The organism is Paracoccus tegillarcae, from assembly GCF_002847305.1.
GTDB lineage: Bacteria > Pseudomonadota > Alphaproteobacteria > Rhodobacterales > Rhodobacteraceae > Paracoccus > Paracoccus tegillarcae.
The window spans coordinates 1,739,160-1,761,955 of sequence record NZ_CP025408.1; the positions used below are offsets into that span (position 1 = coordinate 1,739,160).

Sequence of the window (22,796 nt, forward strand, 5' to 3'; positions counted from 1 at the left end):
CGGACCTCTTACTGTTTCTTTGTGGGTTTCTGCTGATAATCCTCGGTCACCCGGGGATTGGGCCGTGCCGCGATTACCGGCGTGCCGCCGGCCGAGAACTGCGCCCTGACCCGGCAATCCTCGCACATCTGGATCAACCGGCTCTGCGCGCTGCCTGCAAACATCGGGTGGTGACCCTCCAGTTTCTCGACGACGCGCCGTACCGTCGAGGCGACACCAAACAGCGTGCCGCATTCGATGCAGGCAAAGGGTTCCTCTTCGTGCAGCACGACCGAGGACAGCGCTGCATCCGCGGGATTGAAACGCGGTTCCAGCGTGATCGCATTCTCGGGGCACAGATTGGCGCAGAGCCCGCATTGCAGGCAGGCGTCCTCTTGAAAGCGCAGCTGCGGCTTGTCGGGGTTGTCCATCAGCGCGCCGGACGGACACAGCGACACGCAGGACAGACACAGGGTGCAGGCGCCGGTATCGACCAGCACGGCACCATAGGGCGCGCCCTCGGGCAGCGGCGTGATTTCATCAACGCCCAACGCCCTGGCGGCCAGCCGCGCGACCTGCCGACGAGAGCCCATCGGCAAAGCCGTGGGCGCAGGCGCAGGGGCAGCCTTGCCGTATAGCGCATCGGACAAGCCGTCAGGCTCGGCCGGCTCAATCACCGTCAGCCGACCCTTTGCACCCATGGTCAGCGCCAGGGTGATCTGCCCGTCCAGCGCGTCGCGTTCGGTCTGGGGGCCGGGCAGGACCGTGACCTCGCCGAAACCACTGACCAGCGCGGCCAGCATTTCGGCATGACCAAACGAGGGCAGGGCGTCCACCAGCAGCGGGATCACATCGGCAGGCAGCCCGCGCCCATGACGCGCGGCCAGTTGGATCATCTCGGCGCCATGTGTGTCATGGACCAGCAGGCGGGGGTTCGTGCCGCCTGCGCGGGCAAAGGTCTCAGCCAGCGTGCGGATGCGGCGCAGCAGGTGGTCGCGGGGCGGGTTCTCGAATTCGATCGCGCCGGACGGGCAGACCGAGGCACAGCCGCCGCAGCCCGCGCAGATCATCGGATCAACGGCGACGTGATCGCCCGCAGATGTCAGCGCGCCGGTCGGGCAGACATTCAGGCAGCGGCTGCACGCAGCCTGACCCGCGCGCGAATGGGCGCACAGACCCTGATCCAGCCGGATATGCAGCGGTTTTTCAAAGGTTCCCACATGGTGCGCGGCCTTGGCCACCGCCTGTGCCACGGCAACCGGGCTGCCCGGATCGGCGCGCAGATAGCCGTCGCGCTTGTCATGGGCCGCAAACAGCGGCGTGCCGCCGGACAGGTCCAGGATCACATCGCAATCCGAGCGTGCACCATCGCGCGGAGGGGTAAAGCCCGGCTCGCCCCGTCCCCCCGGCTGCAACAATTGCAGCGCGTCGAGGCTGACGTGAAACGCGCCCAGCGTGCCAGAGACGCCGCTCAACCGGCCCGACACGATTCGAAAATCCGCATCCGGCAGCGGCTCGTCCAGTCGCGGCGCGGACAGAAGCACCGTGATCGCCATATCCTCGGACAGTTCGCGGGCGGCGGGCAGGGCCGCTTCGGGCGAACCGATGATCAGGCAGGTGCCGGCGGATACCACATCAAGGCTGGGTGTCTCGGGCTGCGGCAACAACGCCTCGGCCAGCAAGGCGGCCTGTTTCGGCGTGGCGTCAGCATCGTCGGTCCAGCCGGCGCGGTCACGGATATCGACGCAAGGCGGCGCGTCCAGACCCAGCCCGGCGGCGATCTCGGCAAAGCGGCGCGCCTCCTGGCCGCAGGCGATCAGCACGTCGCCCTCGGCGATGGCGCTGGCTGCAGCGTCGATCTGTCGCAGGCAAAGATCGGTGTGAACGGACGACATGGACTGCCCCGTGGCCTGTTCCAGCCGCGCGGGGTTCAATTTCTGGCTGCCCAGACAGTCGCAAAGAAGGATTTTGGTCATTGGGTGGCTGAATTCATGGTCGCCCTAATAAGTCAGGAAGCGCGCCGTTCAACAACCCCGTTGCGATCAAGACTTCGCAAGCTCATGCCCAAAATTATTGCAATTCAGGCGATCATCTGGGACGTTACGTAACGCAGAGGCGGCAAACCGCCCGTTGATACTAGGGAGAAACACGCCGGGCATGGCAGTAATTCGCGACCATATGCCGGTGGGCATCGTTGTGCGCCGCAGCCCCGGGGTCACCCGCTGGGCTAAATGGGCGTGGCGAATCGTCGCCATCATCCCCGGTGCAGGACCTGCCGACTGGCGCGAACTGCGCCGCGATGGCGAGGTGGTCGATTATCATGCCGCGACGCTGACGCTGGAAATCTATTCATCCGATACCGAAGGCTATCTGGCCACATTGGCTGGCCAACAGCCGGGCGTGACCGTTGTGATGCATCCCGAAACCGCGCCAGATGCGCAGATGCCCTGGCGGGTCAGCCATGTGACCGCCTCTGCCTATGATGGGCAGGATTACGGCGATTCCGGCGAGGCGATGCTGGAAATCGTGGCGATGCCGCCGGCGATGATCGGCTGGCTGCAGAACTTTGTCGACGCGCATCATGTCGATGAACCCTTTATCAAACGCCGCCGCGACCGGCTTCGCATTGACCGGAACGAGGACGGCAAGGGCGATGCGCGGATCCGCCAGATGGCCGACGTCTATCGTGCACCGCGTACCGGGTCGGTGCCATGAGCGATTTCTGGACACGCCGCAAAGCAAGGGTCGAGGCCGAGGCCGAACTGGTTCAGGCCGATGCGCATGCCTCGGTGCAGGCTCGCGCCGATGCGGCTCTGGCCGAAGAACAGGCGGCGCTGAGTGAGCCGGAACTGTTGGCGCAGCTTGGCCTGCCTGATCCCGACGGGTTGCGTGCGGGCGATGATTTCACCGCCTTTCTGCGCCGCGAAGTGCCCGATTTCCTGCGCCGCCGCGCATTGCGCCGGCTGTGGACCTCCAACCCGGTGCTGGCCAATCTGGACGGGCTGGTCGATCACGACGATGATTTCACCGATGCGGCCACCGTCAAGCCGGGGATGCGCACCGCCTATCAGGTCGGTCGCGGCATGATTGATCGGGCGCGCGCCGAGGCTGAAAAACTGATCGCGATGACCGATGACCAGGATGTGCTGCCCGCATCCGAACCGTCCCTTGAGACGCCCCCTGTGCTGCCCGCCGAGTCCTCGACCGTGCGCCGCCCGACCGCGCCGCGCGTGACCGCGCAGCCGCAGGTCGCGGCGCCCCCGCCCGAGATCGCGGCAGTGGCGCCAACAGCGTTCGAGGCACAGCCACAGCCCGACATGCCCGCCGCGCGTCACATGCAATTCCAATTCACCGAGGCCCCGGCATGAGCGTTGATGCGACAGCCCAGATGATCGATCCCGACGAACAGATGCGGGCGGATTTCTATGCCTTCCTCGCCGGTTTTCTGGCGCGGCCGCCCTCGGCCGCGCAGTTGATCAGTGCGGCTGCGCTCAAGGGCGATGAGACCCCTATCGGTCGCGGTATCGATGCGCTGGCCGCGATTGCCGCCCATACCGGCGAAAAATCGGCGGTGCGTGAATTCAACGCGCTGTTCGTGGGTCTGGGCCGGGGCGAGCTGTTGCCCTATGCCAGCGTCTACCTGACCGGCTTTCTGAACGAAAAGCCGCTGGCCCAGTTGCGCCGCGACATGGCGCATCTGGGGATGAGCCGCGCAGATGATGTGTTCGAGCCCGAAGACAATATCGCCAGCCTGTTCGAGATGATGGCCGGGCTGATCGGTGGCCGCTTTGGCCCGCCTGCCGCTCTGGCCCCCCAGCGCGATTTCTTTGCCCGCCATATCAGCCCCTGGGCTGGCCATTTCTTCGCCGATCTTGAAGCGGCGAAAGGATCGGTGCTTTATGCCCCTATCGGCCAGATCGGACGGCTATTCGTTGATATCGAGAAAGAGGCCTTTCGCCTGAGCGGATCGCCGAAATGAAGGAGCAAGCCACATGAGCAGCGATGCCAAACGCCAGCCCAAACCAGCCAATCGCCGCGACTTCCTCAAGCTCGCCGGCAGCGCCGCGCCGGCGGCCATTGCCGCAGCCGCGCTGACGCCCGATCAGGCGCAGGCCGCGCCGCAGGTGAGGCTGTCTGAACGCGGCGACGCGTGCATGCAGGACACCGCCCATACCCGTACCTATTACGATCTCGCCCGCTTTTAAGACCCTATCCCAGCCACGCCGCGCCGCCGGCCAGAGCAAGGACAAGACCAATGCTGAAACGCAAGACCACCGGCGCAGCGCGCCGCCAGGACGCCCCCGCATTCGTGACCGCCATGGGCGACACGCAGATGAACCGGCGCAACTTTTTGCAACGCTCGGGTCTGGCGGTCGGCGGGATCGCGGCGCTTGGCGGCATGGCTGGCACGGTGCGTCCTGCGACCGCACAAGAGGCGGCTGCAGCGGGTGGCGAGATCAAGACGATCAAGTCGGTCTGCACGCATTGCTCGGTCGGGTGCACGGTGCTGGCCGAGGTGCAGGACGGGGTCTGGATCGGGCAGGAACCGGCATTTGACAGCCCCTTCAACCTGGGCGCCCATTGCGCCAAAGGGGCCTCGGTGCGCGAACATGCCCATGGCGAGCGGCGGCTGAAATACCCGATGAAGCTGGTCGGCGGCGAATGGACCCGCCTCAGCTGGGAAGATGCGATCAACGAGATCGGCGATCAGATGCTGTCGATCCGCGAGGAAAGCGGCCCTGACAGCGTCTATTGGCTGGGCAGCGCCAAGCATTCCAACGAACAGGCCTATCTGTTCCGCAAGTTCGCGGCCTATTGGGGCACGAACAACGTCGATCACCAGGCGCGGATCTGTCACTCGACCACGGTTGCGGGTGTTGCCAACACCTGGGGCTACGGCGCCATGACGAACAGCTATAACGACATTCACAAATCCAAGGCGATCCTGATCATCGGCGGCAACCCCGCCGAGGCGCATCCGGTGTCGCTGCAGCATGTGCTGAAGGGCAAAGAGGAAAACCGCGCGCCGCTGATCGTCTGCGACCCGCGCTTTACCCGCACAGCCGCCCATGCCGATGAATATGTCCGCTTTCGTCCGGGCAGCGACGTGGCGCTGGTCTGGGGTATCCTGTGGCATATCTTCGAGAATGGCTGGGAGGATGAGGAATTCATCCGCACCCGTGTCTGGGGCATGGACCAGATCCGCGCAGAGGTCGCCAACTGGGATCCGGCCGAATGCGAACGCGTCACCGGCGTGCCCGGCACGCAGCTAGAGCGCGTCGCGCGGCTGATGGCCGAGAACCGCCCCGGCACGCTGATCTGGTGCATGGGCGGCACCCAGCACACGAACGGCAACAACAACACCCGCGCCTATTGCATCCTGCAGCTTGCGCTGGGGAACATGGGCGTATCGGGTGGCGGCACCAATATCTTCCGCGGCCATGACAACGTGCAGGGCGCGACCGATCTGGGCGTGCTGTCGCATGACACGCCCGGTTATTACGGCCTGGCAGACGGCGCATGGGCGCATTGGTCGCGGGTCTGGGGCGAGGATCTGGACTGGCTCAAATCGCGCTTTGTCGTCGTCAAGGACGCCGAGGGCAAGGACAAGCCCCTGATGAACGAGAACGGCATTCCCGTCAGCCGCTGGATTGACGGCGTGCTCGAGGATGCGGACAACATCGACCAGCCCCACAACGTCAAGGCGATGGTTCTGTGGGGACACGCCCCCAACAGCCAGACCCGCATGACGGAAATGAAGACGGCGATGGAAAAGCTGGAAATGCTGGTCGTGATCGACCCCTATCCGACCGTCTCGGCAATTCTGTCGGACCGGACCGATGGTGTCTATCTGCTGCCCGCCGCGACCCAGTTCGAGACGCGCGGCTCGGTCACGGCATCGAACCGTTCGCTGCAATGGCGCGAAGAGGTCGTCGCACCGCTGTTCGAATCCAAGCCGGACCACACGATCATGAAGCTGTTTGCCGACAAGTTCGGCTTTTCCGACCGGCTGCTGCGCAATATCGCGGTCGAGGGCGATGAGCCCGTGGTCGAGGACATCACCCGCGAATTCAACCGCGGCATGTGGACCATCGGCTATACCGGCCAGTCGCCCGAACGGATGCGGCTGCATATGGAAAACCAGCATACCTTCAACAAGACCAGCCTGCGGGCCGAGGGCGGCCCCTGTGACGGCGAGTTCTACGGCATGCCATGGCCATGCTGGGGCACGCCCGAATTGAAACATCCGGGCACCGCAAACCTTTACGACATGTCGATCCCTGTCAGTCAGGGCGGCCTGACCTTCCGCGCCCGCTTTGGTGTGGAACGCGAGGGCGAGAACCTTCTGGCCGAGGGGGTCTATTCGAAAAACTCCGAGATCCAGGACGGCTATCCCGAATTCACCTATGAAATGCTGGTGCAGCTGGGCTGGCATACCGATCTGACCGAACATGAACGCTATCTGATCGGTCAGGTGGCCGGCATCGAGGACATGCAGGGCAACTGGGAAGAGGTCGGCGAGGCCGAGGGCATGGCGGTGCCGGGCGATTATGACGCCCGCGCCAGCACGATCAACTGGAAGACCGACCTGTCGGGCGGCATCCAGCGGGTCGCCATCCTGCATGAATGCGCGCCCTTCGGGAACGCCAAGGCGCGCTGCAACGTCTGGACCTTCCCCGATCCGGTCCCGGTTCACCGCGAGCCGCTTTATACCAACCGCCGCGATCTGGTGGCGGATTATCCCACCTATGCCGACCGGGTCTTTTATCGCCTGCCGACGCTGTATGAATCGATCCAGAAGAACGATTTCTCCAGTGATTTCCCGATCATCCTGACATCCGGCCGCCTGGTCGAATACGAGGGCGGCGGGGAAGAGACGCGCTCGAACCCCTGGCTGGCCGAGTTGCAGCAGGAAATGTTCATCGAGGTCAATCCGAAGGATGCCGGAGATCGCGGCATTCGCGATGGCCAGCAGGTCTGGGTCGAGGGCCCCGAGGGCGGCAAGGTGCGCGTCAAGGCGATGATCACCGAGCGGGTGGGCGCGGGCGTGGCCTTCATGCCCTTCCACTTCGGCGGCTTCTTCGAGGGCAAGGACCTGCGAAGCAAGTACCCCGAGGGCGCGGACCCGATCGTCTTGGGCGAATCCACCAATACCGCGCAGACCTATGGCTATGATTCCGTGACGCAGATGCAGGAAACCAAAGCCACCCTCTGCAAGATCACGGCAGCGTAAGGAGAACAGACAGATGGCAAGAGCAAAATTTCTGTGTGACGCCGAACGCTGCATCGAATGCAACGCCTGCGTAACCGCCTGCAAGAACGAACACGAGGTCCCCTGGGGCATCAACCGCCGCCGGGTCGTGACGATCAATGACGGCAAGCCGGGCGAACGCTCGATCTCGGTTGCCTGCATGCATTGTTCGGACGCGCCCTGCATGGCGGTCTGCCCGGTCGATTGCTTCTACCAGACGCCCGACGGGATCGTGCTGCACAGCAAGGACCTGTGCATCGGCTGTGGTTATTGCTTCTACGCCTGCCCCTTCGGCGCGCCGCAATATCCCAAGGCCGACAATTTCGGATCGCGCGGCAAGATGGACAAATGCACCTTCTGCGCCGGCGGACCAGAGCCCGACAATTCCGAGGCCGAATTCCAGAAATACGGCCGCAACCGGATCGCCGAGGGCAAGCTGCCGATCTGCGCCGAGATGTGCTCGACCAAGGCTCTGCTGGCTGGTGATGGTGACGCGATCAGCGACATCTATCGCGAGCGCGTCATCACGCGCGGCTTTGGCACCACGGCCTGGGGTTGGGATACGGCCTATGCCGATTCCGCGACGGCAGGTCTGCCAGATGCGCCCGAACCCGACGCGCCCGAATGGACGAAACCGCCAGCCGATCAACCGGCGCAGCAGCAGCCCGCCTCTGGCAGCCAGCAGCAGGCGCCTGCGGTAACGCAACAGCCAGCCCCGGCCAGCAACTGAGCGCGAGAAAGGAGGCCGAAATGGCCCATCCCATCCAACGCCTCGCCGCTGCCGCCCTGCTGATGGCGGGGCTTTGCCTGCCGGCTGGTGCGCAGACCATGGTCAATCCGGGCGATTACGGTCGCGACATCGACAACCCCACCGTGATGGAGCCGGTCGAGGCACCCTCATCCTCGGTCCGTCCGCCCGCGGCGGAACAGCAGATCATCCAACCCAGCCCGGGCCAGATCGAGGGCGTGACGCGCCTGCGCGAGGATGTGGGCGACGCCCCGCAGCCGCAGCAACTGGACAACGCCGCCGCAGGCCCCGAGGGCGCCGATACGCTGGCCGATGTTCTGAACCGCGAAACGCCGGCGCAGGCCGGCGGGCTGGAACAACTGGGCCAGATGATGACCGGTGGCGGTCCGCGCTCTGCGGCCAGTGCCGAATTGGGCACCACGGTCGGCCCGTCGGGCGAGCTATCAGCGCCGCATAACGACCAGGCCATGTGGAACGCGGTGCGAGAAAACACTGCCCTGATCGACACGCAGGTTCGTGGTCCGGCCACCGATGTCCTGATCCAGGACGGCGGCATGACCTGGCTGACATTTCGCCAGGGCCCGCTGCTGACCTGGGGTGGATGGCTGTTGCTGGGCACGCTGATTGCGCTGCTGGCGTTCTTCCTGATCCGGGGCCGTATCCGCATTCAGGGTCACAAGACCGGCTTTACCATCGAACGCTTTGCCTTTGTCGAACGCTTTGGCCACTGGCTGACGGCCGGCAGCTTTATCCTGCTGGGCATCACCGGGCTTCTGGTGCTGTTCGGGCGAACCTTCCTGATCCCGCTTTTCGGCCATCAGGCCTATTCCCCCATCGCGATTGCCAGCAAATGGGTGCATAACAACGTCTCCTGGGCCTTCATGCTGGGTATCGTCCTGATCTTCGTGATGTGGGTGGCGCAAAACCTGCCCAGTCGCACGGACCTGGCCTGGATCGCCAAGGGCGGCGGCATGTTCTCAAAGGATAGCCACGTCCACGCGCGCAAGTTCAACGCCGGCCAAAAGATCGTGTTCTGGTCGGTGATCCTCTTGGGCATCTCGATCTCGCTATCGGGGCTGTCGCTGATGTTCCCGATGCAGTTCCAGCTGTTCAGCCACACCTTCGAGTTCCTGAACTGGACCCGGCTGCCGCAGCTGTTCCTGGGCGAGCCCTTGATCGTGAACATGTCGCCTCAGCACGAGATGCAGTTGGCACAGGCCTGGCACGCGATCGTCGCCTTTCTCTACATCGCCATCATCCTCGGCCATATCTATATCGGCACCGTCGGTATGGAGGGCGCGTTCGATGCGATGGGCTCGGGCGACGTAGAGGTGCAATGGGCCCGCGAGCACCACGACCTTTGGTATGAAGAAGCCACGGGCCGCGATGCGCATGAATATATCCCGCCTCCGCCCGAAACGGCGGCGCGGCGCAGTTGAAGAGGGCCCGCAAATGAAAGCGATGTATTCCGCCTTTCTGGTGATCGCGATGATTGGCGTCGCGGCTGGCATCACGCTGAACTCCACCGGCCCCACCACCGCCGAAGAATGGCAGGCGGGCGGTGGTCAGGTGCGACTGGATGGCGAGCCGGTCCGGAACTAGGGCTGCACGACCGGGCTTGGGACCTGGCTGATCGGCTGGCCGCGCAGGCGGGCGAGCGAATCAGTGCGCAGGATTTCACCAACACCGGTGCGGATCCGGGCGCGCGGGCACGAACTCACATGCCAAAGAAAACCCCCGCTGCCAGCGGCAACGGGGGTTTTCTGAACCTTTGCGGTTCGCGCGTCTTGCGACGCCTTCGCTTGGGCTTTTACAGCGCGCCTTCGCGCTGTGCCTTTTTACGGGCCAGCTTGCGGGCACGACGTACGGCCTCTGCCTTTTCACGGGCTTTCTTGACCGACGGTTTCTCGAAATGTTGCCGAAGCTTCATTTCACGGAAAACACCCTCGCGCTGAAGTTTTTTCTTCAGAGCACGAAGCGCCTGTTCGACGTTGTTGTCGCGAACGTTGACCTGCATGTGGTTGTCACCACCTTCCTAGGTTAGAGTTGTCATAATTGCAGGAAGCGCCCCAATATCAGCGGGGGCCTGCTTTGTCCAGCATGTGTTGAGGTGGCGATGGAAAACGAACGGGATAGATTGTTGGATGCGGCGCTGGCGCATGTGCCCTTTGACGGCATGAACGACGCCGCGCTGAATGCAGCAGCCGATGAGTTGGGAATCAGCCGCGCGATGGTGCGCGTGCATTTCCCGCAAGGTGGTGCCAGCCTCGCGGCGGCCTATCACCGCAAGGGCGATGCCGCGCTGCGCGAGTGGTTCGAAAAGACCCCGCCCGAGGGCCGCTATGGCGAAAAGGTCGCGCAGGCGGTCTGGCAACGGCTGGCGCTGGTCCAGCCCGATATGGTGCGCGCAGGCGCGACGCTGCTGTCCTTGCCGCAGCATGCCGGGCTGGGCGCCAGGCTGATCTGGGAAACAGCCGATACGATCTGGAACGGCTTGGGCGACAGCTCGCGCGATGTGAACTGGTATTCCAAGCGCGCCACGCTGTCGGCGGTTTACGGTTCCGCCGTGCTCTACTGGCTGGGCGACGATTCGGAGGACAAGGCCGCGACCCGCGCCTTCATTGACCGCCGTATCGAGGATGTTATGAGCTTCGAAAAGATCAAGGCGCAGGCCCGCAAGGTGCCGGGCGTCGCAGCCATGGTCGATCTGGCCACCGGTTGGATGCGCGCGCCCGAACCCCGTGACCTGCCCGGAAAGACCAGCGAGGACAAATGACCCCAGACGATATGACCGCCATCGAGATCACCGAACATGGTGAGGCCGATGTCCTGCAACCCAAACGCCGCGCTGTGCCGGTGCCGCAGAACGATCAGATCCTGATCAAAGTGGACTGGGCCGGCGTGAACCGCCCCGATGTCCTGCAACGCAAGGGGGCCTATCGCCCGCCGGCGGGTGCATCGGATCTGCCGGGGCTCGAGGCATCGGGCACGGTGGTGGGCCTGGGCGCCGGTGTGACGCGCTGGAAAAAGGGCGACAAGGTGACGGCGCTGCTGCCCGGCGGCGGCTACGCCGAATATGTCACCTGCAATGCCGATCACGCGCTGCCGATCCCCAAGGGGCTGTCCCTGCGCGAGGCGGCCTGCCTGCCGGAAACCGCCTTTACCGTCTGGTCGACCATGGTCATGCGCGGCGGCCTGAAATCGGGTGAGCAGTTCCTGATCCACGGCGGCACATCGGGCATCGGTGTCATGGCCATCCAGATTGCCGTGGCGCTTGGGGCGCGGGTATTCGCCACCGCCGGATCGGATGAAAAATGCGCCGAGATCGAAAAGCTGGGCGCGACCGCGATCAATTATCGCAGTCAGGATTTCGTCGAGGCGCTGCAGGGGCAGGGCGGCGCGGACCTGATCATCGACATGGTTGGCGGCAGCTATATTCCGCGCAACATCAAGTCGCTGGCCGATGACGGGCGGCTGGTCCAGATCGCCTTTCTCGAAGGCCCAAAGGTGGAACTGAACTTTGCCCAGATCATGACCCGCCGGCTGACCGTCACCGGCGCAACGCTGCGACCGCAAAGCGATATCGCCAAGGCCCGCATCGCCGATGAACTGCGCCGCCACGTCTGGCCGCTGATCGAGGCGGGCAAGGTCAAGGTGATGATCGACAGCGAATTCCCGTTGGAACAGGCCGCCAAGGCGCATCAGCGCATGGAAAGCAGCCAGCATATCGGCAAGATCGTGATGCAGGTCGCAGGCGGCTGATCAGGGCGGGCTGACTGGTCGCCCTGTGCAACGCATCTCGGCGACCAGCGTCCGCATTGCGGACAAAGCGCGATTTCTCTGCGGTTACCCCAATGGCGGCTTTGAGAATATCGGCGCATCGGCTACGCTTTACCTTCTAAGTTGACCGGAGAGGGTTGTGTTGGCGTTTGATGGCCGATGACCTCTTGTTTTTCTTTCCCGTAAACTCACTATAGCTTGGCTGGGTGAAAAGTATCGTTTTCCAACGGGACCGAGAACTTCCAGCCGAAGGGGAATATCTCGTGGCGCTCCACACCGAGGACTGCCGGGAGACGTGCATCTTGGCTATTCATCCAGCCCTTTTTGGTTTGCCAATACACCGCTGCAAGGTCTCCTCCGCTGTCAGTATCGACGCAAAAAACTGATTCAAGCTCTGTACCGGAAGCCAGCTTAGTAGTTCCGTGGACCAAGTAGTCACCGTCGTTTTCCGGTACTGAAGACGGGTTAGAGACAGTGCCTTTTTGCGATTTTACATCAAGACGTATGACGAATGACGAAGAGCTTGCCAAAAGGTTGAAACACTTAACGAGATCTGGATCAATTTCGGTCATCGCACTTCCTAATTTTAGAAATTTATCATGCGTCAAATGGACGTCTAAAACCCTGGTTTGGGACACGCGCTAAGCACCTCGATTAATGTTTCCACAAACTCCGCTCCTAACTCAAGCGGTTGTTGAACGTTGCTGGCAATGTCGCGATAGCAGCCTTTCGCTGTGAACCAGAAATCTGGCAAATTGGGCTCCAAGCGACCCTGACAAAGCGACCAGATTCTCAAAACCTTGGCACATGACCCACAGACCCGGCGCTCGTCCTTAGCCCGCCCATGGCCCGTGCTGATCCTCGGAGCCGTCATCCAGACGCACAAAGCCGTGGCGACCGAAATAGTCGCGTTGGCCCTGTAGCATGTTCGCGGTGCCGCGTTCGGTGCGCATCGCGTCGAAATAGGCCAGCGCCGCCGAATGCGCCGGCACCGCGATGCCGTGCAGAACGGCCAGCGACACGACCCGGCGCAATGCGTCCTGTGTTTTGGTCAGCCAATCTACGAAAAATGGCGCGGCCATCAGCGGACGGCCCGGCTGATCCTCCAACGCCCCGGCCATATCATCCAGCATGGCCGACCGGATGATGCAGCCGGCCCGCCAGACCCGCGCGATGGCAGCGCTGTTCAGCGACCAGCCAAAGTCCCGGCTGGCGGCGGCGATCATGCCAAAGCCCTGATCGTAGCAAAGGATCTTGCCGCAGGTCAGCGCCTGTTCCAGCAGGTCCATATCGGGCTGGCCGGCGATCGGCTGCGGCCCCGGCCCAAAGATTTCCTGCAGGTCAGTGCGCCGGTCCTTCAGCGCCGAGATATTGCGCGCGGTCACGGCGGCGTCGATGACGGGAATGGGCGCGCCCAGATGCTGCGCCTCGATGGCGGTCCAGCGGCCGGTGCCCTTTTGCCCGGCGATATCGGCAATGACGTCCAGCACCGGCCCGCCGGTGGCGCTGTCCTCTGCGGCGGCGACCTTGGCGGTGATCTCGACCAGATAGGATTTGAGCGCGCCGTCATTCCATCGCTCAAACACTTGCGCGATGGCCGCCGCGTCCATGCCCAGCCCGTCGCGCATCACCCCGTAGACCTCGGCGATCAGCTGCATATCCGCATATTCGATGCCGTTATGCACGGTCTTGACAAAGTGACCCGCCCCCGCCTCGCCCATCCAGTCGGCGCAGGGCTGGCCCTGATAATCGGCGGCGATCGCGGTCAGGATCGGTGCGGCCCGGTTCCAGTTCGCGCGGCTGCCACCGCCCATGATCGAGGGGCCGTGCCGCGCGCCCTCTTCGCCGCCCGAAACGCCGATGCCCAGAAACTGCACCGGCAGTTCGGCATTTCGGCGGTTGGTGTCGTGGAAATCGGAATTGCCGGCGTCGATCAGCAGATCGTCGGGCGACAGCAGGGGCAGCAATGCCTCTATCTGCTGATCCACCACTTTGCCCGCCGGCACCATCAGCAGGATCATCCGCGGGGTTTTCAGCGCCGCTATCAGATCCTCCAGGCTTTCGGTCGGCGTGATCCGTGCGGCCAGATCACCGGCCTCGGCGGCAAAATCCTGCGTCACCGCCGTGGTGCGGTTGAAGACAGCGATGTCAAAGCCCTTTTCGGCGATGTTCAGCGCCAGCGCCTGGCCCATCGTGCCCAGCCCGATCAACCCGATATCCGCATTGCCCATTCCGACCTCCCGTCGTTTCAGCGAACTTTTTCCATCAAGACCTGTGCCCGGCTGCAATCGCGCCGCACATCGGGGGCGCAGTCGCGCGGCGCCAGATCGCGGGTCAGGCAGATGCGCACCTCGGCCAGATCGCGGCCCTTGCAGGTCACGGTGATGCCGTCGCGGGTCAGCTCCGGGGTGGCCTCGATAAAGGCGTCCTCGATCACCGCGGGCGGCACCCTGATATCGCGCGGCAGATCGTCAAAGACCTGCGGCACCGGGGCCACGGCTGCTGCATCGCGCACCGCCTGATAATAGCCCTGCGCGGACAGGCCCGAACAGCGCCCGTGTTTCTGCCATTGATACCAGGCCAGCCCGCCGGTTCCCATGACATCGGCCATCGCCTGACTTTCGCGGCGCGACGGATCGCGTTCAGCGGTCGTGCAATCCTGCGGCCAGCCGCGCTCATATTGCGGCCACAATCCGTGGACGATGAAATCGATCCCCTGACCCGAATCGCATTGTTCCGAATCGCGTGCGTCGCCTGTGGCACTGCACCAGGCCGGCGACCAGCTGAGCGCCAGCACATAATAGTCGAACTGCCCCGCAACCGGCTCGGCCCGCGCTGCGCCTGCCGCCATGGTCAGCCCGACCAGCATTGCCCCGATTGCCCGCATTCCGTACCCGCTTTGCAGCCTTTGACCCCGGCACCATCGCAAAGCGCGCCGTCGATGACCAGCGTCCCCCGCGTTTCGGGTGCAGATTCCACTTTTCCCCGACGCGTTGACGCCCTATATATGCGGCGAATTCCCCCCGAAAACGTGGAATGGCAGCCGCCAGATAGCCGTTTTCCCCGGCTGGAAAGCCATGTTCATTCGGGACCCGTGACGCGAAAAGGAGAGAGCCATGAACAAGCCGCTGATGGCCAAGGCCACCGCCGTTTGGCTGGTCGACAACACGACGCTGAGCTTCAAGCAGATCGGCGATTTCTGCGGTCTGCACGAGCTTGAGGTGCAGGGCATCGCTGATGGCGATGTGGCAACCGGCGTGAAGGGGTTCGACCCCATTGCCTCGAACCAGCTGGACGCCGAGCAGATCACCAGGGGCGAGGCCGATCCGGCCTATGTCCTCAAGCTCAAGCACAACCCCGCCGCCGATGGCGAGGAAAAGCGCCGCGGTCCGCGTTACACGCCGCTGTCCAAGCGTCAGGATCGTCCTGCCGCGATCCTGTGGCTGGTCAAGTTCCACCCGGAACTGGCCGATGCGCAGATTTCCAAGCTCGTGGGCACCACCAAGCCGACGATTCAGGCGATCCGCGACCGGACGCATTGGAATATCGGCAATATCCAGCCCATCGACCCCGTCGCACTGGGGCTGGCCAAGCAGACCGAACTGGATGCCGCCGTGCAAAAGGCCGCCAAGAAGAAATCGGCCGATGGTGGCGTGATGTCGGATGACGAGCGCCGCAAGCTGGTCTCGACCGAAACCTCGCTGACCATGAGCGACGAGCCGCGCTTGCCCACCGCCATTGCCGGGCTGGAGAACTTCAGCCTGACCAAGGACGAAGACGAAAAGCCGCAGCGCGATCTGGATGCCGACACCTTCTTCAACCTGCCGGATGCGGAAGACGACGACGAAGACGACGACAACTGATGGAAAAGCGCGCCATTGCGCCGCGTCCGAACTGGCGCGACGAAGCTGAACGGCTGGGCTTTACCTTTGCCGATATGCATGGCGCGCCCTATTGGGACGAAAGCTCGGCCTATGAGTTCTCATTGGCCGAGATCGAAGACAAGATCGAGGATCCCGCGACCGAGTTGCACGCCCTGTGCCGCGAGGCGGTCGACCGGATCGTGGCCGACGAAGATCTGATGGCGCGAATGGGCATCCCGCATGCGCGTTGGGATCTTGTCGCCGAAAGCTGGCGCCACGGCGAACCCGAACTGTATGGCCGGATGGACCTTGGCTATGACGGTGCCGCCCCGGCTGTGCTGCTGGAATACAATGCGGACACGCCGACCTCGCTTTATGAAAGCGCGTCCTTTCAGTGGCTGTGGCTGGAACAGCAGATCGAAGCCGGCGTTCTGGATGCGGGCGACGATCAGTTCAACGGCATCCACGAGGCGCTGATCGAACGCTGGCGCCAGATCGCGGAACCGGGCGCGCATGTCCATTTCGCCGCCATGAAGGACATGCCCGAAGATTACGCGACGGTCGAGGCCATGGCATGGGCCGCGCGCGAGGCGGGTCTGGGCGCGCATTACACCGATCTGGAAAGCATCGGCCTGACCAATGAGGGCCAGTTTGCCGATAATGAGGACAGGGTGATCGGCACCCTGTTCAAGCTGTATCCATGGGAGGATCTGTTCCGCGACGAATTCGCGGCGCATGTCCAGCCCTCGGGGGTGCGCATGATCGAGCCGGCCTGGAAGGCGCTGGTCTCGAACAAGGCGATCCTGCCGGTGCTCTGGCAGATTGCGCCGGGCCACCCCAACCTGCTGCCCGCGTTTTTCTGGGACGATGTTTCCGATGCGCTGTCAGGCGGTGGCGCCGCGCGCGCCGACGGTTTCGATGCGGTCGCAGACCGGCTCGCGCGGGGCTATGTGAAAAAGCCGATCTTCTCGCGCGAGGGGGCATCTGTCACCATCGTCGAGGGCGGGCGCGTGACCGAAACCGCGCCCAATCGCGAATATGACGACCAGCCGATGATCGTGCAGGAATACTGGCCCTTGCCGATCATGGACGGTTTCCGCCCCATCATCGGCGCCTGGATCGTCGGCGAAACCTGCTGCGGCATGGGCATTCGCGAAGATCAGGCGCGGATCACGCAGGACCTGTCACGCTTCAAGCCGCATTATATCCGGGGTTAACAGGCCCGGCCCTGGCCTGTCTGCCCCGCGCTTGCGGGCAGGCCCCTCACTCCACCTGAACAAGTATCGCGTAGTCCTCGGCTCTGGCCGAGCGGAACATCTGGAACACGCGAAATTCGACAGAGCTGGACGGTGCCGCGAAATCGAATCTCCTCCGGGCATCAGCGACATCGACGACGGTTATGGCGACATTTTCGCCCCCGACGACCACTTCGATAAAGACATTCTGCCCCGGTCGAACCGCCAGCGTATAGCAATCGAGGCTTTCCGGCGGAAGATTTCCCTGAACATAGGCACCGGACTCGCCCGGGTTGAATTTTACCGCTGTGCAGGTCTGCGCCTGTGCACCGACCGCAAACAGGCAAAACATCAGGGCGACGACAAACTTCGTCATGCGGACCTCCGCGCAAGAATAATTGATTGATGTCAGGACTATAGCATGAACCACGCTTTGGCAGAAGGAATTTGGCTGCTGACGGTTCTGCCGGCTGACCACGCCGGATTGCCGATGGATTTGCCCCGATCCGCGCCCGCATGTTCGAAGATGTGAGCATTTGCAGGGTGACAATGCATGGCGAGTTTTCCTATATCGGTTCCGTCATCAGGAGGTTCGCCATGCGTAAACGGTCCCGCAACGTCTCGCTTGCCATTCTTGGCGCGGCCGCATTCGGGCTGGCCGGCTGCAAATCCGAAGAAACAGATGCCAGCGCATTCCCGGACGAGGCATCCTGCGTCGCTGCGGCGGATCAGGGCAGCCTGTTCTTCACCGCCGAGGATTGCCAGACCGCGTTTGCCCAGGCGCAACAGGATCATCTGGAAACCGCGCCACGCTATGAAAGCCTGGAAGTGTGCGAGGCCGAACACGGCGCTGGCAATTGCGGCGGCGATCCGGCGGCGCAGGAATCGGGCGGCGGCGGGTCGATCTTCATGCCCCTGATGATGGGCTATCTGCTGGGGTCGGCCCTGTCGGGCAGCAATCGCGGCGTCATGAGCCAGCCGTTGTCGCGCACGGCAAATGGCGGCTTTGCCACACCCTCGGGCGATACCCGTCTGGCAACGAACAGCGGCACCGGCAAGGTCCAGCCCGCGGCCTTCAACAAGGGACCCACGACCATGGGCCAGCCGCCGATGACCCGTGCACAGGTGGCCCAGCGCGGTGGATTTGGGCAAACAGCCGCCAGCCGCGGCGGCGGCACCCGCTCGGTCGGGGGCTGAAACACCGCGCCATCAGCGACCCTGTGGTTGCCCAAGGTCGCGGCGGCGCGTATTGAGGCGAAAACGCGTGAGGCAGCGATGACGAAACCTGTGGTGCTGTGCATTCTGGATGGCTGGGGCATCTCGGATCGACCCGATCAAAGCGCCCCGGATCAGGCGAATACGCCGAATTTCGACGGGCTGATGCGCGATTGTCCCCATGCAACGCTGACCACCTTTGGCCCAGATGTGGGCCTGCCCTCTGGTCAGATGGGCAATTCCGAGGTCGGCCATACCAATATCGGCGCGGGCCGCGTGGTGGCGATGGATCTGGGTCAGATCGACCTGGCGATCGAGGATCGCAGCTTTTTCGGCAATGAAACGCTTGGCGGCTTTATCTCGGCGCTCAAGGACAGCGGCGGCACCGCGCATCTGATGGGCATCGTCTCGGATGGCGGGGTGCATGGCCATATCCAGCACGTTCTGGCGGCAGCCAACGCGGTGGCCGAGGCCGGCGTGCCGGTGGTGATCCACGCAATCACCGATGGCCGCGACGTGCCGCCGAAATCCGCCCTGGGCTTTATCACCGAATTGCAGGGCAATCTGCCCGAAGGCGCGCGGATCGGCACCGTCATCGGCCGCTATTTCGCGATGGATCGCGACAACCGCTGGGACCGTGTCAGCCGCGCCTATGACGCCATGGTGCGCGGGCAGGGCACGGATGCGCCCGCCGCCGACCACGCGGTCGAGGCGGCCTATCAGCGCGGCGAGACGGACGAGTTCATCCAGCCCTTCGTCATCGACGGCTATAACGGCGCCATGGATGGCGACGGGTTCTTTTGTCTGAACTTTCGCGCCGACCGCGCGCGCGAAATCCTGATGGCGATCGGCGCGTCCGATTTTGACGCCTTCGACACCGGCGAAAGACCGCAATGGGCGGCGTTGCTGGGCATGGTCGACTATTCGACGCGGCACAATGACTTCATGACCTCGGCCTATCCCAAGAAGCAGGTGGTGAACACGCTTGGCGCCTGGGTCGCCAGCAAGGGCCTGCGCCAGTTCCGTCTTGCCGAGACCGAGAAATACCCGCATGTCACCTTTTTCCTCAATGGCGGCAAAGAAGCACCCGAAGAGGGCGAGGACCGGCATATGCCCTCCAGCCCCAAGGTCGCGACCTATGACATGGCGCCGGAAATGGCCGCCGAAGAGGTCAGCGATAAACTGGTCGAGGTGATCGGCGCGGGCTACGATCTGGTGGTGGTGAACTTCGCCAATCCCGACATGGTCGGCCATACCGGCATCCTGTCCGCCGCGATGCGGGCCTGCGAGGCCGTGGATACGGGTCTGGGCCGGATGCTGCAGGCCCTGCAGGCCGCCGGCGGCGCGGCTGTGGTGATTGCCGATCATGGCAATTGCGAAACCATGATCGATCCGGCAACCGGCGGGCCGCATACGGCGCATACGGTGAACGCGGTCCCGGTGATCGTCTATGGCGGCCCGGGCGGCGCCACGCTGCGCAATGGCCGGTTGGCCGATGTCGCGCCGACCGTGCTGGCCCTGATGGGGCTGGAACAGCCCTCGGAAATGACCGGCGAAAGCCTGATTGTTCCCGCATGAAACACACCCTCGCATGTGCTCTGCTGGCCGTCGCGCTGGTCGTGTCGGGCTTTGGATCGGCCACCGCCCAGACGGCGGACGAAGCGCGCGATATGGCCGAGGCAGCCGCCGCCCAGTTGCGCACCTCGGTCGAGAAACTGTCTGCCGCGCTGACCGCCGACGATCAGGTGACGGCCCTGTCCGAGGTCGTCAGCGGCTACGAGCAAGGGCAGGCGGCGCTGCGCGAGGGTCTGCGTCAGGCGGCCCTGCGCGAGGCCGAGCTGCGCGCGCGCTTTGAATCGCAGCGCGACAGCCTGTCGGATGTGCTGGGCGTGATGATGGCCATGGAACGCTCGCCCGAAACGGCGCTGTTGCTGCACCCATCGGGCGCGACGGCCACAGCGCGGGCGGGGATGATCCTGTCGGCGGTGACGCCGGGTCTGCGCGCCGAGGCCGAAAAGCTGCAGGTCGATCTGGACGAAATCGCAGAGGTCCGCGAATTGCAGGCCAATGCCGCGGCGATGCTGGGCGACGGGCTGGCCTCGGTGCAAGAGGCCCGGCGGCTCTTGACCAGCGCCGTGACCGACCGCTCGACCATGCCGGTCCGGTTTGGCGATGACCCCGAAGAACTGCAAAACCTGCAACAATCCGCCACCAGCCTCGATGACTTTGCCAGCGGCATCGCCGGCATGCAGGGCGATGTCGGCCCCCCGATGGAGGACTTCGAGGGCGCGCAGGGCAGCTTGCCCCTGCCGGTCACCGGCGAGGTCGTGCGCTATTACAACGAAGAGGACGCGGCAGGCGTCGAACGCCCCGGCATCGTCATCGCAACCGCGCCCGCCGCCCTGGTGCTGACGCCCTGGCCGGCCACGATTCGCTATCGCGGTCCGCTGCTTGATTACGGCAATGTGATGATCGTTGAGCCCGCACGGGGCTATCTACTGGTTTTCGCTGGGCTTGATCAGGTGTTTGGTGAGGTCGGAGATGTTCTGGCCGCGCGCGAACCTGTGGGCCTGATGGGGGGCTCCGAGGCGCGGGCAGCCGAATTTGGCGCGCAATTTGTGGCCGATGCGTCGCGTGGCGGGGGTGCAGGACGCAGTGAAACGCTGTATGTCGAGTTGAGGCACGGCGGAGAGACGCTTGATCCGACCGGATGGTTCGTGATGAACCCGGTCGTCGAGACGCAGGAATAGAGGCAAGGACCGGAATGAAGCATTATCTGTTGGCAGGGTTGGGCGGCGTCCTTGCAGGCGCAATTGTGACCACCCAGGTCGCCGGCCCGCTGATCGCGCAAGAGGCCGAAAGCAATGCATCGATCTATGAGCAGTTGGAATTGTTCGGCAATATCTTCGAACGCGTGCGCTCTGACTATGTCGAGGCACCCGACGAAAAAGAGCTGATCGAGGCAGCGATCAACGGCATGTTGACCTCGCTTGACCCGCATTCGGGTTTCCTGTCGGCCAATGATTACGAAGACATGCAGACCCAGACCCGCGGCAGCTTTGGCGGGCTGGGGATCGAGGTCAGTCAGGAAGACGGCATCGTCAAGGTCGTCTCGCCGATCGACGACACCCCGGCCAGCGAGGCAGGCGTGCAACCGGGCGATTTCATCACCCATGTCGATGGCGAAAGCCTGATGGGCCTGACGCTGGACGACGCCGTCGACAGGATGCGCGGCCCGGTCGGTTCGGAAATCACCATCACCATCCTGCGCGAAGGCGCCCCCGAACCGTTCGATCTGACCATGTCGCGCGACACCATCAAGCTGACGGTCGTGCGCACCCGGATCGAGGGCCATTCGGTCGTCCTGCGCGTCTCGACCTTCAATGACGAGACCTATGACACGCTGGAAAGCGAGTTGACCAAGGCTGTGGAAGAGGCCGGCGGGATCGACCGGGTGACCGGCTTTGTGCTGGACCTGCGCAACAACCCCGGCGGCTTGCTGAACCAGGCCATCAGCGTCTCGGATGCCTTCCTTGACGCGGGCGAGATCGTCAGCACGCGGGGCCGCATCCCCGAGGAAAGCGAACGCTGGAATGCCGAAGCCGGCGATCTGGCGCAGGGCAAGCCTATGGTCGTTCTGATCAATGGCGGTTCGGCCAGCGCCTCCGAGATTGTGACCGGCGCGTTGCAGGATCACCGCCGCGCCATCGTCGTGGGCGAGAAATCCTTTGGCAAGGGCTCGGTCCAGACGGTGATGCCCGTCACCTCTGACAGCGCCATCCGCCTTACCACGGCGCGGTATTACACGCCGTCGGGCCGGTCGATCCAGTCGCTTGGCATCAATCCCGACATCATCGTGGCCCAGCCCGCCCCGCCGCCGGTCGATCCCGACGCCGAGGACGAGCCGATGAGCCAGTCGAACTTTTCGCGCTCCGAGGCGGATCTGCGCGGCGCGTTGAACAACGACTCGATCAGCGAGGAAGAGCGCAAGCAGATCGAGGAAGAGGCCGCCGAGGTCGAGGCAACCGCCAATCTGCGCGAAGAGGATTATCAGCTGGCCTATGCGGTCGATATCCTCAAGGGCCTGTCAGCGGTCAGTTTCCGCGCCGATGACGTGGTGCCCGCCGATACGCCGGCAGTGACCGGCGAAGGCTCGGGCACGACCGACGGAAACGAGGGTGCAGCCACCGAATGAGCGATGCGGCATCCGGGCCGGGCGGTCTGCCCTATCGCCCCTGTGCGGGCATCGTGCTGGTCAATGCCGACGGTCGGGTCTTTGCCGGCCAGCGGCTTGATCGGCCCGCCGATCAGCCGGGCGCGTGGCAGATGCCGCAGGGCGGCATCGACGAGGGCGAAACCCCGCGCGATGCTGCGCTGCGCGAGTTGATCGAGGAAACCGGCATCAATGCCGATATGGTGACGGTCGAGGCTGAAACCGCCGATTGGGTGACCTATGACCTGCCGCCCGAATTGCTGGGCAAGGTCTGGAAGGGCAAGTTCGGCGGACAAAAGCAGAAATGGTTCCTGCTGCGCTTTAACGGGCGCGATGCGGATGTGCATATCGACACCGATCATCCCGAATTCAGCGAATGGTGCTGGATGGATGCGGGCGAACTGACCGCCGGCATCGTGCCGTTCAAACGGGCGGTGTATGATCAGGTCTTTGCCGAATTCGGCGCGCGGCTGAAGCTCGGCTGACAGGCTGCCTCCGGGTGGCTGACATG

Annotated in this window: 22 protein-coding genes and 1 pseudogene; 17 read left to right on the forward strand and 6 right to left on the reverse strand. The window is 63.8% G+C overall.

The window, feature by feature from the left end; translation table 11 throughout:
• Positions 1-8 precede the first annotated feature (8 nt).
• Positions 9-1,955, reverse strand: a complete 1,947-nt coding sequence (locus CUV01_RS08580) for a 4Fe-4S binding protein (RefSeq protein WP_101460109.1) — start codon at positions 1,953-1,955, stop codon at positions 9-11.
• Positions 1,956-2,136: 181 nt separating this feature from the next.
• Here CUV01_RS08580 and CUV01_RS08585 point away from each other — a divergent pair, with 181 nt between their 5' ends.
• From CUV01_RS08585 to CUV01_RS19630, 8 genes and pseudogenes are all read left to right on the forward strand, one after another.
• The gene (locus CUV01_RS08585; protein ID WP_232962646.1) at positions 2,137-2,694 is read left to right on the forward strand and encodes a DUF3305 domain-containing protein; all 558 of its coding nucleotides are present in this window, start codon (positions 2,137-2,139) and stop codon (positions 2,692-2,694) included.
• Positions 2,691-3,347, forward strand: a complete 657-nt coding sequence (locus CUV01_RS08590) for a DUF3306 domain-containing protein (RefSeq protein ID WP_101460111.1) — start codon at positions 2,691-2,693, stop codon at positions 3,345-3,347. Before CUV01_RS08585 ends, CUV01_RS08590 begins: the two co-directional genes overlap by 4 nt.
• Positions 3,344-3,958 (forward strand): TorD/DmsD family molecular chaperone, encoded by a 615-nt coding sequence (locus CUV01_RS08595; protein ID WP_101460112.1) that lies wholly within the window; start codon positions 3,344-3,346, stop codon positions 3,956-3,958. Before CUV01_RS08590 ends, CUV01_RS08595 begins: the two co-directional genes overlap by 4 nt.
• A gap of 13 nt (positions 3,959-3,971) precedes the next feature.
• A complete protein-coding gene (locus tag CUV01_RS08600) occupies positions 3,972-4,184 on the forward strand; it encodes a twin-arginine translocation signal domain-containing protein (protein WP_101460113.1) in 213 nt (70 codons plus the stop codon).
• A 50-nt stretch (positions 4,185-4,234) separates the two neighbouring features.
• Positions 4,235-7,213, forward strand: coding sequence for a molybdopterin-dependent oxidoreductase (locus CUV01_RS08605; RefSeq protein ID WP_101460114.1), 2,979 nt, complete (start codon positions 4,235-4,237; stop codon positions 7,211-7,213).
• Positions 7,214-7,226: 13 nt separating this feature from the next.
• Positions 7,227-7,802, forward strand: a pseudogene (gene fdh3B, locus CUV01_RS08610) (formate dehydrogenase FDH3 subunit beta); the annotation flags it as partial.
• A gap of 179 nt (positions 7,803-7,981) precedes the next feature.
• Complete coding sequence (locus tag CUV01_RS08615) at positions 7,982-9,418, forward strand: formate dehydrogenase subunit gamma (protein ID WP_232962648.1); 1,437 nt, start codon at positions 7,982-7,984, stop codon at positions 9,416-9,418.
• 13 nt (positions 9,419-9,431) lie between these two features.
• Positions 9,432-9,581 carry a hypothetical protein gene (locus CUV01_RS19630; protein ID WP_157994821.1) on the forward strand — a complete coding sequence of 50 codons (150 nt, stop codon included), beginning with the start codon at positions 9,432-9,434 and terminating at the stop codon, positions 9,579-9,581.
• Positions 9,582-9,789: 208 nt separating this feature from the next.
• Here CUV01_RS19630 and rpsU read toward each other — a convergent pair whose 3' ends face one another.
• The gene (gene rpsU, locus CUV01_RS08620) at positions 9,790-9,996 is read right to left on the reverse strand and encodes a 30S ribosomal protein S21 (protein ID WP_022705914.1); all 207 of its coding nucleotides are present in this window, start codon (positions 9,994-9,996) and stop codon (positions 9,790-9,792) included.
• Between the two features lie 99 nt (positions 9,997-10,095).
• On the opposite strand from rpsU, the gene CUV01_RS08625 reads away from it, so the two are divergent.
• Together CUV01_RS08625 and CUV01_RS08630 are read left to right on the forward strand one after the other, a co-directional pair.
• On the forward strand, positions 10,096-10,755 hold the full coding sequence (locus CUV01_RS08625; protein ID WP_101460115.1) for a COQ9 family protein: 660 nt from the start codon (positions 10,096-10,098) through the stop codon (positions 10,753-10,755).
• A complete protein-coding gene (locus tag CUV01_RS08630; RefSeq protein WP_101460116.1) occupies positions 10,752-11,741 on the forward strand; it encodes an NAD(P)H-quinone oxidoreductase in 990 nt (329 codons plus the stop codon). The genes CUV01_RS08625 and CUV01_RS08630 overlap by 4 nt, the downstream gene beginning before the upstream one ends.
• Before the next feature lie 209 nt (positions 11,742-11,950).
• Here CUV01_RS08630 and CUV01_RS19635 read toward each other — a convergent pair whose 3' ends face one another.
• The 3 genes from CUV01_RS19635 to CUV01_RS08640 all read right to left on the reverse strand — a co-directional run bounded on the left by CUV01_RS19635 (position 11,951) and on the right by CUV01_RS08640 (position 14,646).
• Positions 11,951-12,331, reverse strand: a complete 381-nt coding sequence (locus tag CUV01_RS19635; RefSeq protein ID WP_157994822.1) for a hypothetical protein — start codon at positions 12,329-12,331, stop codon at positions 11,951-11,953.
• A gap of 261 nt (positions 12,332-12,592) precedes the next feature.
• A complete protein-coding gene (gene gndA / locus CUV01_RS08635; RefSeq protein ID WP_101460117.1) occupies positions 12,593-13,990 on the reverse strand; it encodes an NADP-dependent phosphogluconate dehydrogenase in 1,398 nt (465 codons plus the stop codon).
• Between the two features lie 17 nt (positions 13,991-14,007).
• Entirely contained in the window at positions 14,008-14,646 is a 639-nt protein-coding gene (locus CUV01_RS08640) for a ribonuclease T2 family protein (RefSeq protein ID WP_101460118.1), read from the reverse strand.
• A gap of 229 nt (positions 14,647-14,875) precedes the next feature.
• On the opposite strand from CUV01_RS08640, the gene CUV01_RS08645 reads away from it, so the two are divergent.
• Entirely contained in the window at positions 14,876-15,622 is a 747-nt protein-coding gene (locus CUV01_RS08645) for a DUF1013 domain-containing protein (RefSeq protein ID WP_101460119.1), read from the forward strand.
• On the forward strand, positions 15,622-16,839 hold the full coding sequence (locus tag CUV01_RS08650; RefSeq protein WP_101460120.1) for a glutathionylspermidine synthase family protein: 1,218 nt from the start codon (positions 15,622-15,624) through the stop codon (positions 16,837-16,839). Before CUV01_RS08645 ends, CUV01_RS08650 begins: the two co-directional genes overlap by 1 nt.
• 46 nt (positions 16,840-16,885) lie before the next feature.
• Here CUV01_RS08650 and CUV01_RS08655 read toward each other — a convergent pair whose 3' ends face one another.
• On the reverse strand, positions 16,886-17,233 hold the full coding sequence (locus CUV01_RS08655) for a hypothetical protein (RefSeq protein ID WP_101460121.1): 348 nt from the start codon (positions 17,231-17,233) through the stop codon (positions 16,886-16,888).
• Positions 17,234-17,454: 221 nt separating this feature from the next.
• Between CUV01_RS08655 and CUV01_RS08660 the strand changes: the two genes are divergently transcribed.
• The 5 genes from CUV01_RS08660 to CUV01_RS08680 all read left to right on the forward strand — a co-directional run bounded on the left by CUV01_RS08660 (position 17,455) and on the right by CUV01_RS08680 (position 22,770).
• Positions 17,455-18,054 (forward strand): DUF1190 domain-containing protein, encoded by a 600-nt coding sequence (locus CUV01_RS08660; RefSeq protein ID WP_101461967.1) that lies wholly within the window; start codon positions 17,455-17,457, stop codon positions 18,052-18,054.
• 78 nt (positions 18,055-18,132) lie between these two features.
• Entirely contained in the window at positions 18,133-19,650 is a 1,518-nt protein-coding gene (gpmI, locus tag CUV01_RS08665; RefSeq protein ID WP_101461968.1) for a 2,3-bisphosphoglycerate-independent phosphoglycerate mutase, read from the forward strand.
• Entirely contained in the window at positions 19,647-20,822 is a 1,176-nt protein-coding gene (locus tag CUV01_RS08670) for a murein hydrolase activator EnvC family protein (RefSeq protein WP_101460122.1), read from the forward strand. The genes gpmI and CUV01_RS08670 overlap by 4 nt, the downstream gene beginning before the upstream one ends.
• Before the next feature lie 14 nt (positions 20,823-20,836).
• Positions 20,837-22,267, forward strand: a complete 1,431-nt coding sequence (locus CUV01_RS08675; protein ID WP_101460123.1) for a S41 family peptidase — start codon at positions 20,837-20,839, stop codon at positions 22,265-22,267.
• The gene (locus CUV01_RS08680) at positions 22,264-22,770 is read left to right on the forward strand and encodes an RNA pyrophosphohydrolase (protein ID WP_101460124.1); all 507 of its coding nucleotides are present in this window, start codon (positions 22,264-22,266) and stop codon (positions 22,768-22,770) included. Before CUV01_RS08675 ends, CUV01_RS08680 begins: the two co-directional genes overlap by 4 nt.
• The last annotated feature ends 26 nt before the right edge of the window (positions 22,771-22,796 follow it).